A 14,303-nucleotide genomic window follows, 5' to 3' on the forward strand; every position below is an offset into this window, starting at 1 on the left:
TGCCTTGGTCAATTCGCCTCGAAAGAGGAAGTTCCGCGACGAGCTTGCAACTCACGATCGTCGACTGGCAGTTCAGTGTGGGGTTCTGCCTACTGAGAGCGCCGCTTCCACTTACGTACGACACAGCAAGCGCAACGGCTACGATCGGGACCAACGAGTTCGTCGATCCCACACCGGGCTGCGGCAGACTCAGTTTTTCAGGATCGTTCCAGTTCACGTTCCAACCCGTTCCATTTCAGTATTGGCTGCTTCCATAGCTGACTTGCAAGGCGCGTGGCGACGCGATGTTCGCCGCGCGCCGTGCACCATCGCCTCGGGCGCAGGGCGCTAGCCTCCGTCCATGCCCGTGAACTGCGCAGTCGGCCTGCCGAACATCGGCGAGTACGGCGACCCGGAGCTGCTGGTGGAGCTGGGGCGCGAGGCGGAGGCGGCCGGCTGGGACGGCGCGTTCGTGTGGGATCACGTCGCCTACCGCGAGGCCGGCTGGCCGCTCGCCGATCCCTACATGACCGTCGCGGCGATCGCCGCGCGGACCGAGCGGATCCGCGTCGGCGTGCTCGTCAGCGCCTTCGCACGGCGGCGGCCGACGAAGCTCGCGCGCGAGCTGGCGACGCTCGACGTGCTCTCCAGCGGGCGGCTCGTCGTCGGCGCCGGCCTCGGCTCCCAGGGCGACGAGGAGTACGCCTGGTTCGGCGAGGACCCCGACCCGCGCGTGCGTGCGCAGAAGCTCGACGAGGGGCTGGAGATCGTCGACGGTCTCTGGCGCGGCGAGCCGTACGAGTTCCACGGCGTCCACCTCGACGTCAGAGCCGGTCCGTTCCTCCCCCGCCCTGTCCAGCGGCCACGACCGCCGGTCTGGATCGCCGGGCGCTGGCCTGCGAAGCGGCCGTTCCGCCGCGCCGCCCGCTGGGACGGCGTCTTCCCGACGTTCGCCGACCTGCCGCGCGACGCGACGCCGACCACCGCCCAGCTCGCCGAGGTCGTCGCGTTCACGCGCGCCGAGCGTGCGGCGGCCGGGATCGACGCGGCGGCGCCGTTCGACGTCGTGGTCGAGGGTGTCTCCGGCGGTCCTGATCCGGCGCTCGTCGCGCCGTACGCCGAGGCCGGCCTGACGTGGTGGATCGAGAAGCTCGGCTGGTTCCGCGGGCCGCTGGACGAGATGCGCGCGCGGATCGCGAGAGGACCGCCGGCATGAGGTGGATCGCGCTGCTGAGAGGGATCAACGTCGGCGGCAGCAAGAAGGTGCCGATGGCGCGGCTGCGCGAGCTGCTGAGCGGCCTCGGCTACGACGACGTCAGAACCTACGTGCAGAGCGGCAACGCCGTCTTCGACGCGCCCGAGACGGACGCGCGGACCGTCGCGCAGCGGATCGAGCGCGCGATCGAGGACGAGTTCGGCTTCGGCTCGAGAATCACCATGCGCACCCGCGAGGAGTGGGCGGCGGTCGTCGCGGCGAACCCGTTCCCCGACGCGGTCTCCGAGCCGAAGACGCTGCACGTCGTCTTCCTCTCCGAGCAGGTCGCGCCCAGCCGCCTCGACGACGTCGACCGCGCGGCGTTCGAGCCCGAGCGCTTCGAGCTGCACGAGCGCGAGCTGTACCTCTGGCTGCCCGACGGCATCGGGCGCTCCAAGCTGGCGGCGACGCTGACCGAGCGCCGGCTCGGCGACGGCGTCACCGCGACCGCGCGCAACTGGAGAACGGTCGCGACGCTGCTGGAGCTGGCGGGTTAGGCCGCTTCCTCCGCCGCGACCAGCTCCTCCAGCGCGACACGCGCACGCTCGCCCTCGGTCAGCAGCTCGTCCAGCAGCGGCGCTGGCGCGTCCTCCCCGTCGCGCCCGAGCTGCTCCAGCTCCGCCGCGATCCGCGCGACCTCAGGCGCGCCGAAGGTCGCGCTGGCGGACGCCAGCGAGTGGGCGGCGGCGGCGAGATCCTCGGCGTCGGCGGCGTTGACGACCTCCTCGCAGCGGTCGCCAAGTCTGTCGAGGTACAGCCGCACGAGGCGGACGAGCGCGTCGGGATCGGCAAGCTCTGCTCTGAGCGCGCCGAGCACGTCGGCGTCGAGTGGTTCGCTGCGCATTCCTGCCGATGATGCCACGCATTCGCGCAGACGGGTGTGAGATCTCCGCGAGACGGCAAGGTGAGATGCGATGGCCGGGGAACCTGAGGCGCTGATCCTGTTCGTGGAGGACGACGACGTGCTCGCGGCCGTCGTGTTGGAGCTGCTCGCCCCGCTCGGCGAGGTCCGCTGGTCGCCGACCGCCGAGGAGGCGATCGCGCTGCTGCCGAGCAGGCCATGGGACCTGCTGCTGTCCGACATCGACCTGCCCGGCGTCAACGGCCACGAGATGGTGCGCCGTACGAAGGCCGCGCAGCCGGACGTCGCGACGCTGATCCTGTCCGGCCACGCCAGCTTCGACCAGGCGGTCGAGGCGATCCGCGCCGGCGCCGACGACTACCTGACCAAGCCCGTCGAGCCGGCGCGCCTGGTCGCGAAGGTGCGCGAGCTGGTCGAGGTCACGCGCGAGCGGCGGGCGCAGGGGCGCGAGCGCGTGCTCGCCGTCGGCGCGCACCCCGACGACGTCGAGATCGGCGTCGGCGGAATCCTGCTGCGCCACGCCGCCGCCGGCCACGACGTCGCGCTGCTGACGCTCACCGGCGGCGAGCAGGGCGGCGAGGCCGGCGTGCGCGCCGCCGAGTCCAGACACGCCGCGGAGCTGCTCGGCGCGCGCCTGTTCCACACCGACCTGTCGGACACGAGCGTCAGCGACGGCGGCACGACGATCGGCGTGATCAAGCGCGTGATCGACGAGATCCGCCCCACGACCGTCTACACGCACACCGCCCGCGACGTCCACCAGGACCACCGCAACGTCCACCACGCGACGCTCGTCGCCGCGCGCGGGATCCCGCGCATCTACTGCTATCAGGCGCCGAGCACGACGGTCGAGTTCAAGCCGAGCCGTTTCGTCTCGATCGACCCCCACCTCGAGCGCAAGCTGGAGGTGATCCGCGCGTTCGCGTCGCAGACCGCGGTCCGCTCCTATCTCGACGAGGACCTGATGCGCTCGACCGCGCGCTACTGGAGCCGCTTCACGCAGGCGCGCTACGTCGAGCCGCTGGAGGTCGTCCGCGAGGCCGACGCGCCCGACCCCTCCAGCCCGCCCGCCACCCCCGAACGAGAGGTTGCCGATGCCCGTTGACCAGCCAGGACGCGTCCTCGTCACCGGTGCCGGCGGCCCGTCGGGGATCTCGGTGATGCAGGCGATCGAGAGCGGCGTCCTGACGATCTACGCCGGCGACATCGACCCGTACGCGGCCGGGCTCTACCTCGTCCCCGAGGCGCAGCGCGCGATCCTCCCGCGCGGCGACGACCCAGCGTTCGCCGACCACCTGTTCGAGCTGTGCGAGCGCGAGGCGGTCGACGTCGTCGTTCCGACCGTCGACAGCGAGCTGCTGCCGCTCGCGATCGAGCGCGAGCGGTTCGCGGCGACCGGCGTCGCGCTCGTGCTCGCGAGCGAGCGGACGCTCGCGGTCTGCCTCGACAAGTGGGCGCTCGACGCGCGCTGCCGCGGCCACGTCCGCACGCCGGCCTGCTGGCTCGTCGACGAGGCGTTCGACGCGAGCGCGCCCGAGCTGCCCGCGATCGTCAAGCCGCGCAGCGGCAGCGGCTCGCGCGGGATCGCGCTGCTGCGCACGCGCGCGGAGCTGGAGGCGCTCCCGCGCGACGGCACGCTGCTGGTGCAGGAGCACCTGCCCGGCCCGGAGTTCTCGCTCGACGTGCTCGCGCGCGGCGACGGCGAGGTGCTGGCGGTCGTGCCGCGCGAGCGGCTGAAGGTCGACTCGGGCATCGCGATCACCGGCCGCACCGTCCACGACCCGGAGCTGGAGGCGTTCGGCGCCGACGTCGCGCGGCTGATCGGCCTCAGCACCGTCGCCAACGTGCAGGCGAAGGTCGCCGTCGACGGGATGCCGGCGCTGCTGGAGGTCAACCCGCGCTTCCCCGGGACGATGCCGCTGACGATCGCCGCCGGGATCGACATGCCGTCGCTGGCGGTCGCCGAGGCGCTCGGCGCACCGCCGCCGCCCGGCCCGCTCGCGTTCGAGGAGCTGGCGATGGTGCGCACGTTCACCGAGCGCTTCTTCCCGTTCGCCGAGATCGAAGCGCTCGTCGGCCAGGCGAAGCACGTCGGGAGCCGGGCGTGACGGGCCCCGCGTCGGCGACGCAGGACATGCAGGTCCACTCGACCTTCTCCGACGGCGCGAACTCGCTCGAGGAGAACCTCGCCGAGGCCGAGTCGATCGGGCTCGTCGAGCTGACCTGCGTCGACCACGTGCGGCGCGACACCGACTGGGTGCCGGAGTACACGGCGGCGGTCGCGCGGCTCGGGGCCGAGACGCCGCTGGCGCTGCACTGCGGGATCGAGGCGAAGCTGCTCGACACGCGCGGCACGCTCGACCTGCCGGCGTCCGGCCTCGACGGCGTCGACTGGATCTACGCCGCCGACCACCAGGTCCCGATGGACGACGGCGTCCACCACCCCGACGAGGTGCGCGAGGGGATCGAGACGGGCCGCTACGCGGCGCAGGAGGTGATCGCCGGGATCATGGCGGCGACCGAGCGCTGCCTGCCGCTCCATCCCGGCCGCATCGTGATCGCCCACATCTTCAGCATCCTGCCGAAGATCGGCGTCGCCGAGTCCGACGTGCCGCCGGAGCTGATCGACTCGCTCGCGCAGGCGGCGCACGCGACCGGCAACCGGATCGAGGTCAACGAGCGCTACCGCACGCCGTCGGCGGCGACGTTGCGGCCGTTCCTGCAGCGCGGCGTACCGCTGCTGATGAGCACCGACAGCCACGCGCGCGAGACGATCGGCCGCTACGACCACGCGCTCGCCGTCGTGCGCCAGCTCGCCGCGTCCCCCGCCCGGTAGCGGAGGCGCGCCGGACGTGGACGCCGTCGCCTCCCCGATCCTGATCGCGCTCGTGCTCGCCGGCGCGATCCCGCTCGTCGCCGGCTGCTACCAGTTCCTGCTCGCGGGCCTGCACACGTTCCGCGTACGGACGCCGCGCGCGGCCTGCTACCCGCGCGTCGCGCTCGTGATCCCGGCGTGGAACGAGGCGGCGGTGATCGGGCGGACGCTCGACCGGCTGCTCGCGCTCGAGTACCCCGGCGACCGCCTGCGGATCTACGTCGTCGACGACGCCTCGACGGATGCGACGCCTGAGCTGGTGCGGGCGAAGGCGGAAGAGCACCCGGGCCGGATCTTCCACCTGCGGCGCGAGCGCGGCGGCGAGGGCAAGGCGCACACGATCAACCACGGCCTGCGGACGATCCGCGCGGAGGGCTGGTACGAGGCGGTGCTCGTGATCGACGCCGACGTGATCTTCACGCCACCGTCGCTGCGGTGGATGACCCGCCACCTCGCAGATCCCGGTGTCGGCGCGGTGACGGGCTACATCAAGGAGGGCAGCCGGCCCGGCAGTTGGATGACGCGCTTCGTCGCGTTCGAGTACGTGACCGCGCAGGCGGCCGCCCGGCGGGCGCAGAACGTGCTCGGGGCGCAGGCGTGCCTGGCGGGCGGCGCGCAGCTGCTGCGGCGCGAGAGCCTGGAGGCCGTCGGCGGCGAGATCGACACCGCGACGCTGGCCGAGGACACCGTCACGACGCTCGGCGTCCAGCTCGCCGGCGGGCGCGTCGTGTTCGAGCCGTACGCGATCGTGTGGGCGGAGGAGCCGCGCACGGTCACCGGGCTGTGGAAGCAGCGGCTGCGCTGGGGGCGCGGCAACGTACAGGTGACGCGCCGCTTCCGCGGGGTCTGGCTGCATCGCGGTAGCGGCAGCCTCGGCGGCGTCGGCTTCGCGCTGATCTGGTTCTCGGTCTTCCTGATGCCCGTCTTCATGGTGACCTCCTCGGCCGCGCTCGTGACGCTGTGGGCGATCGACAGAGGGCAGTCGATCGAGGTCTTCCGCACGCTGTGGTTCCTCAACGTCGTGACGTACCTGTTCGTGACGCTGTCGAGCTTCTCGATCGACGCCGCGACGGCGCGGAGGACGTGGCGCGAAGGGCTGCTGTTCCCCGGCGTCGTCTCGCTGCTGATCATCCTCTACGCGCTCTACCCGCCGCTGTTCGACGACACGATCGCCGGTTGGCTGCGCGACGCCGGGGTCGACCCCGGCGACGGCCTCGCGACGGGCGTGCTGCTGTTCACCTACGTGTGGCTGTCGGCGTCGATGCTCGCGGCGTGGCTGGTGAAGCTGCTCGACGCGCGCTTCGGCCGGCGCGTGCGGTGGGTCGTCGCGCCGCTCGTCTACGTCGTCGGCTATGGCCCGCTGCTCTGCGCGATCACCGCCGCCGCGTACGTGAAGGAGGCGCGCGGCGCCGCGATGACGTGGGACAAGACGGAGAAGACCGGCGCCGTCGGAGAGCTGACGTGAGCGAGCCGCCGCTCGACGCCGCCGAGCTGGAGGCGCGCGAGCAGGACCGCGCCGAGCGCCGTCTGTTCTGGCGCCAGCTCGGGCTCGTGATCCTGATCGCGGTCGTCGTCGCGCTGCGGCTGTGGCTGGTGTGAGCGGCCGCCGCGCGGCGCGAACGGGTAGCTTCATGGGCCATGGGCCCGTGGTTGATCTGGCTGATGCGGCTGCTGCGCAACAAGCGCTTCCGCTCGTGGCTGCTCGCGACCGCGGGGCCGAGAGCGCTCGCGCTGTTCATGGTGTGGTTGGAGCGGGTCCGCCACCGGCAGACGGCGATCGGCGAGGCCGACCAGGTCGACGGCATGTTCAGCGCCGCCATCGTCGACGGCCGCAGGCACGTGATCGTGTGGAAGGACGGCGAGCCGATCTCCGCCTACCCGCCGGTCGACGGCGACCTTGCGACGAAGCTGCGCACACACGCACGCAGAGACCTGACGAGGCCGGACGACCTGCCGTCGCGCAGAGCGCGACGCGCGCTCGGCGAGGCGGTCGCGCGGGCGCGCGGCGGCGCGACGCGCGTCGGCGAGGGGGTCGGCGACGGCGTTCAGAAGGTGCGCCGGCTGGCGCCGGGCGGGAGAAGACCGTGAACCCGCCCGACGAGACGATCCGCGAGCTGCTCGCCAGCCCGCGCACGTGGGCGGTCGTCGGCTGCTCGCCGCGCGCCAACCGCGACAGCCATCGGATCGCCGCGCTGCTGCAGTCGCGCGGCAACCGGATCGTCCCGATCAACCCGGCCGCGCTGGAGATCCTCGGCGAGCCCTGCTACCCGACGCTCGCCGACGCGCGCGATGCCGTCGAGATCGACGTGGTCGACGTCTTCCGCCGCTCCGAGGACGCCGGCGTCCACGTCGACGAGGCAGTCGCGATCGGCGCGAGGGTCGCGTGGCTCCAGCTCGAGGTGATCGACGCGGCGGCTGCGGAGCGCGGCCGCGCTGCCGGGCTGACGGTCGTGATGGACCGCTGCCCGGCAATCGAGCTGCGCCGGCTCGGGCTGTAGCGCTCCGCTACCCGACCCGCTTCAGCGCGACGAAGAAGCTGCCCGTGACGGTGCAGTCGCGTCTGTCGCGCGACCCGAGCGCGACCTGGCTGCCCGCGAAGACGTGGTCGCAGGCGCCGTTCAGTCTTATGACGCGGCGGATGCTCTCGCCGCGTCTGAGCGACTGGAAGCGGACATTGCCGACGCCGATCGGGATCGTCAGCGTCTGCTTGTCGATCTCGAGCGTGTCGAGCACGTTCGAGAGCCCGTTCCAGAGCGTCAGGCCGGAGCTGAGGTATCTCATGCACGAAGGATCTTGGGTGCCGCCGCCGTCGCGCATCAACGCGAGCGCGACGGGGTGCGAGAGCGGCGCGAGGTCGTCGTCGGTGCGGCGCAGGTCCGGCCCCTTCGCCAGCCACGCTCTGAGCGTGCCGCGGTGGCTGGTGCAGGCCGGCTGCTCCAGTTCGACCGGCTCGCTCGGCCGGCAGTAGTTGGTCTCGCGGTAGCCGGTCAGCGCCCCCTTGTGGACCGCGCCGCGGGCCTTTCTGGCGAACGACGTCGCGACCGCGCCGTCGAAGATCGTCAGCGAGACGCGTCTGGGACGGCCCAGCTCGGCGTCGGCGTCGAAGTCGACCGTCACGTCCTGTCCGGGCGTGCACTCGCCGGTGTCGTCGGCCTCGGCCTTGACGTGGATCTGGCCGCTGACGTCGAGCGTCGCCGGGTAGTTCGTCAGCTTCGGCATTCTCGGGCCTATCGGCGGGAGTCTGGGAAGTCTCGGCGGTGCGGGCGCGGCCACGGCGGGCACGGAGACCGCGGTGGCGGCGAACGCGGCGGCTGCCGCTGCGGCGAGGAGGGACGGTGTTCGGACCAGACGATGACGGCGCATCCGCCAGACCGTGCCCGACCGTCACGTCGTCCGCATCAGGGAAAGCACGGAAGCGCGGTGGTTGAATGTGCGGCGCGATGGGCGACCCGTTCGGACTGCAGCGCTTCGTCGACGCGCAGGACGCGGCGGGCACGTACGGGCGCGCGCTCGCGGAGCTGCGCGCAGGCCGCAAGACGAGCCACTGGATGTGGTTCGTCTTCCCGCAGATCGCGGGCCTCGGACGCAGCCCGACGGCGCAGGCCTACGCGATCGGCTCGCTCGACGAGGCGCGCGCGTACGCCGGCCATCCGGTCCTCGGGCCGCGGCTGCGCGACTGCGCCCGTGCGCTCACGCGGCTGGAAGGGCTGAGCGCGGCGGAGATCCTCGGCGACGTCGACGCGACGAAGCTCCGCTCCTCGATGACGCTGTTCGCGCTCGCCGCGCCGGACGAGCCGCTGTTCGGCCAGGTGCTGGAGCGGTACTTCGACGGGGCCGCGGACGCGGCGACCGAGCGGCTGGTCTGAGCGCGCGGCGGGCGAAGCGGCCGCTACGCCGGCCGCACGAGGAACGAGGCGACGAGGTCGGCCTCGGTCCGCAGCCGTGCGGCCTGCTCGTCGTGCCCGTGGCGGTCGTACTCGTCCGCCGCGGCGCGCCGCTCGGCCACCTCCCGCTCGACCACCTCCCGCTGCTGCCGCTCGGTGAGCGTCGCGCGCGCCGCCTCGCCGGCGCCGAGCTCTCCGGCCGTGCCGGCGATGCGCGCGTGCTCGACCACCGGCGCTCTGGCGTCGACCGCCTCGGCGTTGTCGATCGCCGCGAGCGTCGAGCGGATCGCCGCGACGGCGCCCGCGTCGCGCGCCTTCAGCGCGGCCGGCAGCGCGGCCCGCAGTCGCGCTCGCACACCGTCGGGCTCGTTCATGCGCGGAGCATAGTCGCGCACCGCCGGGTTACGCTCGTGACCATGACGACACCCGAGCAGTCGTTCGCGGAGGTCGAGGAGGCGCTTCTGCGGGAGCCCGGCACCGCGCGCGGGACCGGCTTCGGCACGAACCCCGGCGTGACGGTCGACGGCAAGATCGCCGCGATGCTCGTCAGCGGCCGGCTGGTCGTGAAGCTCCCCGCCGACCGCTGCCGCGAGCTGATCGATGCCGGCGCCGCCGAGCCGCTCCAGATCGGCAGACGGACGATGCGCGAGTGGGTCACGGTCGACCACTCCGGCCGGCCGGAGTGGCTGCCGCTCGCCCGCGAAGCGCTGCAGTTCGTGCGCCCGGCCTGACGCCACCGCTCAGTTTCGGCGGCGGGCGCCGTCTTACCGACATGCCCAGCGTTGACAACCCCCGCTCCTGGAGTGCGGCTACCCCCACCGCGACACACGGGCTTACGGGCTTTCACGGTCCCCGGCGGTCCGCGAGGCTTGCCCGACCGATGCAGCTCGTCCAGGAACCCACTGCCGAACGCCTCCCGCCCCGCGCGTTCCAGACGCGGCGGCTGCTCGCCGGCGCGCTGCAGGTCGGAACGCTGATCGGTGTGCTGGTGCTCGTCGCGGCGCTCGCGCCGGGACTCGGCGAGGTGCGCGGGCTGCTGGCGGACGCGAGCCTCAGCTGGATCGCGATCGCGGTCGGTCTGCAGCTGCTCTCGTGCCTCTCGTACGTGCTGATGTTCCGGCCGATCTTCTGCCACGACCGCTCGTGGGGCACCGCCAACCGGATCGGCTGGTCGGCGCTCGGGATGGGTTCGATCGTCCCGGCCAGCGGCGCCGCCGGTCTGGCGCTCGGCGGCTGGGCGCTGATCCAGGACGGCGTCGAGCCCGAGCGCGTCGCACGGCGCTCCGTCGCGTTCTTCCTGATCAAGGGCTCGGTCAACTTCGTCGCGGTCGCCGTGCTCGGCACGGCGATGGCGATCGGCCTGTTCGGGCCGCCCGTGTCGTTGTGGCTGACCGCCTTCCCCGCTGCGCTCGCCGTGCTCGCGATCGCGGCGGTGCTGCTGCTGCCGCGGCTCGGCGAAGGGACCCCCGCGCCGGCCGACGCCGGCCGCGTGCGCCGCGGCGCTGCCACCGCGCGCAGCAGCATCGTGACGGGAACGCGCGAGGCGATCGAGATACTGCGCGCCCGCGACCCGCTCGTGATCGTCGGCGCGCTCGGCTACTGGGTCTTCGACAACGCCGTGCTGTGGGCGGCCTTCAACGCCTTCGGCGCGCACGTGGACATCTCGATCATCCTGCTCGGGTACCTCGTCGGCCAGCTCGGCGGCCTGCTGCCGATCCCCGGCGGCGTCGGCGGGATCGACGGCGGCCTGATCGGCACGCTCGTCGTCTTCGGCGCACCCGCCGCCGCGACCGCCGCCGCCGTCCTCGTCTACCGCGTGATCCTCTTCTGGCTGCCGCTGATCGGCGGGGCGATCGGCTTCGTCGCCCTGCGCCGCTCGCTCGCCGGCCCCAAGCCCGTCACACGCCACGCCGCCCGCCCACGCGTCGTGCGCGAGCGCGCCGCGGTCGGCGTGGGCGTGGCGCAGCGGGCCGCGTAGCGACCCCACTGCCGCAGGCACGAGCGGCCGGTGCGGGGGCAAACCCCCGGCGGTCCGCCCGCAGCCCCCATGGCCGCGCGGCGGCCGAGACGGAAGGCTGAGGGCATGTCGAACTTCAGCCCGCCGATCAGCGTTTCCGCCGTCGCGCTCGACCGCGTGAGCAAGACCCACGGCCGCGGCGACAGCGCGGTGCAGGCGCTCGACGGCGTCTCTCTCGTGTTCGCGCCCGGCACGTTCACGGCGATCATGGGACCGTCGGGGTCGGGCAAGACGACGCTGCTGCAGTGCGCCGCCGGGCTCGACCGTCCCGACGCGGGCAGCGTTCGGATCGGGACGACCGACCTGACCGGCCTCGGCGAGCGCCGTCTGGCGCAGCTGCGGCGTCGCCGCGTCGGCTTCGTCTTCCAGTCGTTCAACCTGCTGCCGTCGCTGACCGCCGAGCAGAACACGCTGCTGCCGCTGCGCCTCGCCGGCGAGCGCCCGCGCCGCCGCGTCGCGCGTGCGGCGCTCGAGCGCGTCGGGCTCGGCGACCGCACCCGCCACCTGCCGGCACAGCTGTCCGGCGGTCAGCAGCAGCGCGTCGCGATCGCCCGCGCGCTCGTCGCCGAGCCTGAGGTCGTCTTCGCCGACGAGCCGACCGGCGCGCTCGACACGCGCAGCGCTCGTGACGCGCTCGCGCTGCTGCGCGGGCTGGTCGACGACGGCGGCCGCACGCTCGTGATGGTCACGCACGACGCGGTCGCGGCGGCGGTCGCGGACCGCGTCGTCTTCCTCGCCGACGGACGTGTCGTCGACGAGCTGTGCGCGCCGCACGCTGAGACCGTCGCCGACCGCATGACGGCGCTGGGGGCCTGAGTCGTGCTCATGCTCGGCCTGCGCACGCTGCGCACCCGCGCCGGCTCGTTCGCCGGCGCGTTCGTGATGCTCGCCGTCACGGTGACGATCGTCGCAGCGGCCGGTCAGCTGATGGCGACGGCGCTCGGCGCGCCGGGCGCTGGCCGGTTCGCCGCGGCCGACGCGGTCGTCCGAGCGGATCCTGACGTCACCTTCGGCCACGGCGAAGACGCGGAAACGGTGGAGGTGCGCCGCGCGGCGCTGCTGCCGGCGTCGGCCGTCGCCCGCGCCGCCGCCGTGCCCGGCGTACGCGCCGCCGTCGGTGACGTTGCCTTCCCGCTGACCGTGCTCGGGCGCGATGGCTCGCCGCTGCCGACGAGCGGCGACGCGCCCGCGCACGGCCATGGCTGGGCGAGCGCCGCATTGACGCCGTATCGGCTGGTCGACGGTCGCCCGCCGTCCGCTGCGCACGACGTCGTGCTCGACGCCGATCTCGCGCGTGCGGGTGGGCTGGGCGTCGGCGAGCGCGTGCGCGTGGTGACGCCGAGCGGCGCCGAGACGCTGCGCCTCAGCGGCGTCGCGCGTGCGTCGGCCGCACAGCAGGAGCGGCAGTCCGCGGTCTTCCTGACCGAGCGGCGCGCGCAGCGGCTGTCGGGCCTCGGCGACGGTTTCAACACGATCGCGATCGTCGCCGACGTGGACGCGGGCGACGCAAGCACGGACGCGGGCCGCGGCGGCGCGGGCGACGCGGGCAACGGCGGCGCCGGCGCTTCGCTGCACGCTCGGCTGCGCGACGCGATCGGCGCCGTCCCCGGCGTGCACGGCGAGCCGCAGGTACTCGGCGACCGCGACGCGGCGACCGCCGACGCCGGCGACCCGCGCGCGTTCGAGCGTGTCACGCTCGTCGCCGTGATGGGCTCCGGCGGCGGCATCACGACGGCGATCGCCGTCTTCGTCGTCGCGGGCACGATCGCGTTCGTCGTCGGCCGGCGGCGGCGCGAGATCGCGCTGCTGCGCGCGATCGGCGCGACGCCGGGGCAGGTGCGCCGGCTGCTGCTGTGGGAGACGGCGCTCGTCGGCCTGCTCGCGGGCGTCGCCGGCTGCCTGGCCGCCGCGGCTCTGTCGGGGACGTTCACGGACGCGCTCGTGTCGGTCGGGCTCGCGCCGGACGGCTTCGCCGTCGCACCGCATTGGATCCCCTACGCGATCGCAGTCGCGACCGGATCGGTCGTCGCGCTGCTCGCCGCGCTGCTGGCAGTTCGCCGCGCGCTGGCGGTGCGGCCGGGCGAGGCGCTCGTCGCCGCGGCGCAGCCGCAGCGACGGATGGGGATCGTGCGGATCCTGCTCGGGCTGATCGCGCTCGGCGGCGGGATCGCGCTCGTCGTCACGCTGTCGTTCGCGGCGATCTCGTACGCGTCGCTGGCGGCGTTCTGCTTCGCGATCGCGATCGCGCTGCTCGCCCCGGTCGTGCTGGGGTGGCCGGCGGCGCTCGCCGGCCGACTCCTGCACGGCGCCGGCGGCGCGGGCTTCCTCGCCGGCTCTGCGCTCGCGACCGGCCGTTTTCGCGTCGGCGCGGTGGGCGCCGCGATCGCGCTGATCGTCGCGCTGGCGGGCGCGCAGGTCGTCTCGCTGGCGACGGCGCGCAGCGCGGCGGAGCAGGAGAGCGCCGAGCGCGTCACGGCCGGCCACATGCTGGTCGCGCGCGACGGCGACGGGCTGCCGCCGTCCGTCGCTGCCGCGGCGGCGCGACTGCCGGGTGTTGCGGCGGCTGCGGGCGTCGTCTCGAGCGAGGTCTACCTGCTCGACCGCGACCTGACCCACGACGGCGACAGCTGGGATGCGGTCGGCCTCGACCCGACCGCGACGCGCGACGCGCTCGACCTCGGCGTCCGCGCCGGCTCGCTCGACGACGTGCGCGGCGACGGGATCGCGATCAGCGACACGGTCGCCGAGGACGGCGGCGTCAGACTCGGTCAGGTGCTGAACGCGCGGCTGGCCGACGCGACGCCGGCGAGACTGCGGGTCGTCGCGATCTACGACCGTTCGAACGGTCTGGGCGACGTCGTGCTGCCGCGCGCGACGGCGCTCGCCCATGCGACCGCCGCGCTCGACGACGCGGTCTTCGTCGCCGGCGACGGCGCGCAGGTCACGCGCGGCCTGCGTACGCTCGACGACGCCGTCCCGACCCTCGCCGTCAAGTCCCGCGCCGACTACCTCGACAGCGTCGACGCCCAGCAGCAGGAGGTCGCCAGTACGCAGTGGGTGATCGCCGCGCTGATGCTGCTCGTCGCCGCGATGGCGGCGTTCAACACCGGGGCGATGGCCGCCGCCGAGCGCCGCTCGGAGCTGGTGCTGGCTCGCCTCGGCGGCGCCACCCGCCGCCAGGTCGCAGGCGCGCTCACGCTCGAAGCGCTCGTGACGACGCTCGTCGGCCTCGCCGCCGGCGCCGGCGTCGCTCTCGCCTCGCTCGCACTCGTCGGCGACGACCCCACCGGCGGCCCGCTCGTCGTCCCGTGGGCCGGCGCCGCCCTCGTCCTCGCCGTCGGCGCGACCCTCGGCCTGCTCGGCACCCTCCTCCCCGCCGCCCTGCTCGGTCGTGCGCGCCTGACGGTGCTGGCGGGGCTGCGTGAGTGAGG

The 14,303-nt window shown here is 73.9% G+C and carries 17 protein-coding genes; 14 read left to right on the forward strand and 3 right to left on the reverse strand.

Features of this window, described 5'->3' with window-relative positions:
• Window positions 1-340: 340 nt before the first annotated feature.
• A complete protein-coding gene (locus CWOE_RS24065) occupies window positions 341-1,195 on the forward strand; it encodes an LLM class flavin-dependent oxidoreductase (protein ID WP_012936254.1) in 855 nt (284 codons plus the stop codon).
• Window positions 1,192-1,731 (forward strand): DUF1697 domain-containing protein, encoded by a 540-nt coding sequence (locus tag CWOE_RS24070; RefSeq protein ID WP_012936255.1) that lies wholly within the window; start codon window positions 1,192-1,194, stop codon window positions 1,729-1,731. Before CWOE_RS24065 ends, CWOE_RS24070 begins: the two co-directional genes overlap by 4 nt.
• Here the strand turns inward: CWOE_RS24070 and CWOE_RS24075 are convergent.
• Entirely contained in the window at window positions 1,728-2,078 is a 351-nt protein-coding gene (locus tag CWOE_RS24075) for an Hpt domain-containing protein (RefSeq protein ID WP_012936256.1), read from the reverse strand. The two genes, CWOE_RS24070 and CWOE_RS24075, sit on opposite strands and share 4 nt — an antisense overlap.
• Window positions 2,079-2,148: 70 nt before the next feature.
• Here CWOE_RS24075 and CWOE_RS24080 point away from each other — a divergent pair, with 70 nt between their 5' ends.
• From CWOE_RS24080 to CWOE_RS33945, 7 genes are read left to right on the forward strand one after another with little or no spacing between them, the layout of a single operon-like run.
• Complete coding sequence (locus tag CWOE_RS24080) at window positions 2,149-3,201, forward strand: PIG-L family deacetylase (protein WP_012936257.1); 1,053 nt, start codon at window positions 2,149-2,151, stop codon at window positions 3,199-3,201.
• Window positions 3,191-4,204 (forward strand): ATP-grasp domain-containing protein, encoded by a 1,014-nt coding sequence (locus CWOE_RS24085; RefSeq protein WP_012936258.1) that lies wholly within the window; start codon window positions 3,191-3,193, stop codon window positions 4,202-4,204. Before CWOE_RS24080 ends, CWOE_RS24085 begins: the two co-directional genes overlap by 11 nt.
• Window positions 4,201-4,932, forward strand: a complete 732-nt coding sequence (locus CWOE_RS24090) for a PHP domain-containing protein (RefSeq protein ID WP_012936259.1) — start codon at window positions 4,201-4,203, stop codon at window positions 4,930-4,932. The genes CWOE_RS24085 and CWOE_RS24090 overlap by 4 nt, the downstream gene beginning before the upstream one ends.
• 16 nt (window positions 4,933-4,948) lie before the next feature.
• Window positions 4,949-6,436 (forward strand): glycosyltransferase, encoded by a 1,488-nt coding sequence (locus CWOE_RS24095; protein WP_012936260.1) that lies wholly within the window; start codon window positions 4,949-4,951, stop codon window positions 6,434-6,436.
• Window positions 6,433-6,570 carry a hypothetical protein gene (locus tag CWOE_RS33640; protein WP_012936261.1) on the forward strand — a complete coding sequence of 46 codons (138 nt, stop codon included), beginning with the start codon at window positions 6,433-6,435 and terminating at the stop codon, window positions 6,568-6,570. Before CWOE_RS24095 ends, CWOE_RS33640 begins: the two co-directional genes overlap by 4 nt.
• Window positions 6,571-6,609: 39 nt before the next feature.
• Window positions 6,610-7,059, forward strand: a complete 450-nt coding sequence (locus CWOE_RS33940; protein WP_012936262.1) for a hypothetical protein — start codon at window positions 6,610-6,612, stop codon at window positions 7,057-7,059.
• Window positions 7,056-7,469, forward strand: a complete 414-nt coding sequence (locus CWOE_RS33945; protein ID WP_012936263.1) for a CoA-binding protein — start codon at window positions 7,056-7,058, stop codon at window positions 7,467-7,469. Before CWOE_RS33940 ends, CWOE_RS33945 begins: the two co-directional genes overlap by 4 nt.
• Before the next feature lie 7 nt (window positions 7,470-7,476).
• Here CWOE_RS33945 and CWOE_RS24110 read toward each other — a convergent pair whose 3' ends face one another.
• Window positions 7,477-8,190 (reverse strand): hypothetical protein, encoded by a 714-nt coding sequence (locus CWOE_RS24110; protein ID WP_012936264.1) that lies wholly within the window; start codon window positions 8,188-8,190, stop codon window positions 7,477-7,479.
• 221 nt (window positions 8,191-8,411) lie between these two features.
• On the opposite strand from CWOE_RS24110, the gene CWOE_RS24115 reads away from it, so the two are divergent.
• Window positions 8,412-8,837, forward strand: coding sequence for a DUF1810 domain-containing protein (locus CWOE_RS24115; protein ID WP_041733499.1), 426 nt, complete (start codon window positions 8,412-8,414; stop codon window positions 8,835-8,837).
• A 23-nt stretch (window positions 8,838-8,860) separates the two neighbouring features.
• Here the strand turns inward: CWOE_RS24115 and CWOE_RS24120 are convergent, their stop codons facing one another.
• Window positions 8,861-9,229: a GatB/YqeY domain-containing protein gene (locus CWOE_RS24120; protein WP_012936266.1), complete on the reverse strand. Its 369-nt coding sequence runs from the start codon at window positions 9,227-9,229 to the stop codon at window positions 8,861-8,863.
• A gap of 42 nt (window positions 9,230-9,271) precedes the next feature.
• On the opposite strand from CWOE_RS24120, the gene CWOE_RS24125 reads away from it, so the two are divergent.
• The 4 genes from CWOE_RS24125 to CWOE_RS24140 all read left to right on the forward strand — a co-directional run bounded on the left by CWOE_RS24125 (window position 9,272) and on the right by CWOE_RS24140 (window position 14,301).
• Complete coding sequence (locus tag CWOE_RS24125) at window positions 9,272-9,586, forward strand: hypothetical protein (protein WP_012936267.1); 315 nt, start codon at window positions 9,272-9,274, stop codon at window positions 9,584-9,586.
• A gap of 149 nt (window positions 9,587-9,735) precedes the next feature.
• Window positions 9,736-10,833, forward strand: a complete 1,098-nt coding sequence (locus CWOE_RS24130) for a flippase-like domain-containing protein (RefSeq protein ID WP_012936268.1) — start codon at window positions 9,736-9,738, stop codon at window positions 10,831-10,833.
• Window positions 10,834-10,938: 105 nt separating this feature from the next.
• Window positions 10,939-11,688 (forward strand): ABC transporter ATP-binding protein, encoded by a 750-nt coding sequence (locus tag CWOE_RS24135; RefSeq protein WP_012936269.1) that lies wholly within the window; start codon window positions 10,939-10,941, stop codon window positions 11,686-11,688.
• A 9-nt stretch (window positions 11,689-11,697) separates the two neighbouring features.
• Window positions 11,698-14,301 (forward strand): ABC transporter permease, encoded by a 2,604-nt coding sequence (locus CWOE_RS24140; protein ID WP_012936270.1) that lies wholly within the window; start codon window positions 11,698-11,700, stop codon window positions 14,299-14,301.
• Window positions 14,302-14,303: the final 2 nt, after the last annotated feature.

Source organism: Conexibacter woesei DSM 14684, from assembly GCF_000025265.1.
In the GTDB taxonomy this organism is placed as follows: domain Bacteria; phylum Actinomycetota; class Thermoleophilia; order Solirubrobacterales; family Solirubrobacteraceae; genus Conexibacter; species Conexibacter woesei.

Coding starts and splice junctions, on each gene's coding strand:
- CWOE_RS24065 (WP_012936254.1), top strand. CDS start 341: ATGCCCGTGAACTGCGCAGTCGGCCTGCCGAACATCGGCGAGTACGGC.
- CWOE_RS24070 (WP_012936255.1), top strand. CDS start 1,192: ATGAGGTGGATCGCGCTGCTGAGAGGGATCAACGTCGGCGGCAGCAAG.
- CWOE_RS24075 (WP_012936256.1), bottom strand. CDS start 2,078: ATGCGCAGCGAACCACTCGACGCCGACGTGCTCGGCGCGCTCAGAGCA.
- CWOE_RS24080 (WP_012936257.1), top strand. CDS start 2,149: ATGGCCGGGGAACCTGAGGCGCTGATCCTGTTCGTGGAGGACGACGAC.
- CWOE_RS24085 (WP_012936258.1), top strand. CDS start 3,191: ATGCCCGTTGACCAGCCAGGACGCGTCCTCGTCACCGGTGCCGGCGGC.
- CWOE_RS33940 (WP_012936262.1), top strand. CDS start 6,610: ATGGGCCCGTGGTTGATCTGGCTGATGCGGCTGCTGCGCAACAAGCGC.
- CWOE_RS24110 (WP_012936264.1), bottom strand. CDS start 8,190: ATGCCGAAGCTGACGAACTACCCGGCGACGCTCGACGTCAGCGGCCAG.
- CWOE_RS24115 (WP_041733499.1), top strand. CDS start 8,412: ATGGGCGACCCGTTCGGACTGCAGCGCTTCGTCGACGCGCAGGACGCG.
- CWOE_RS24120 (WP_012936266.1), bottom strand. CDS start 9,229: ATGAACGAGCCCGACGGTGTGCGAGCGCGACTGCGGGCCGCGCTGCCG.
- CWOE_RS24125 (WP_012936267.1), top strand. CDS start 9,272: ATGACGACACCCGAGCAGTCGTTCGCGGAGGTCGAGGAGGCGCTTCTG.
- CWOE_RS24130 (WP_012936268.1), top strand. CDS start 9,736: ATGCAGCTCGTCCAGGAACCCACTGCCGAACGCCTCCCGCCCCGCGCG.
- CWOE_RS24135 (WP_012936269.1), top strand. CDS start 10,939: ATGTCGAACTTCAGCCCGCCGATCAGCGTTTCCGCCGTCGCGCTCGAC.
- CWOE_RS24140 (WP_012936270.1), top strand. CDS start 11,698: ATGCTCGGCCTGCGCACGCTGCGCACCCGCGCCGGCTCGTTCGCCGGC.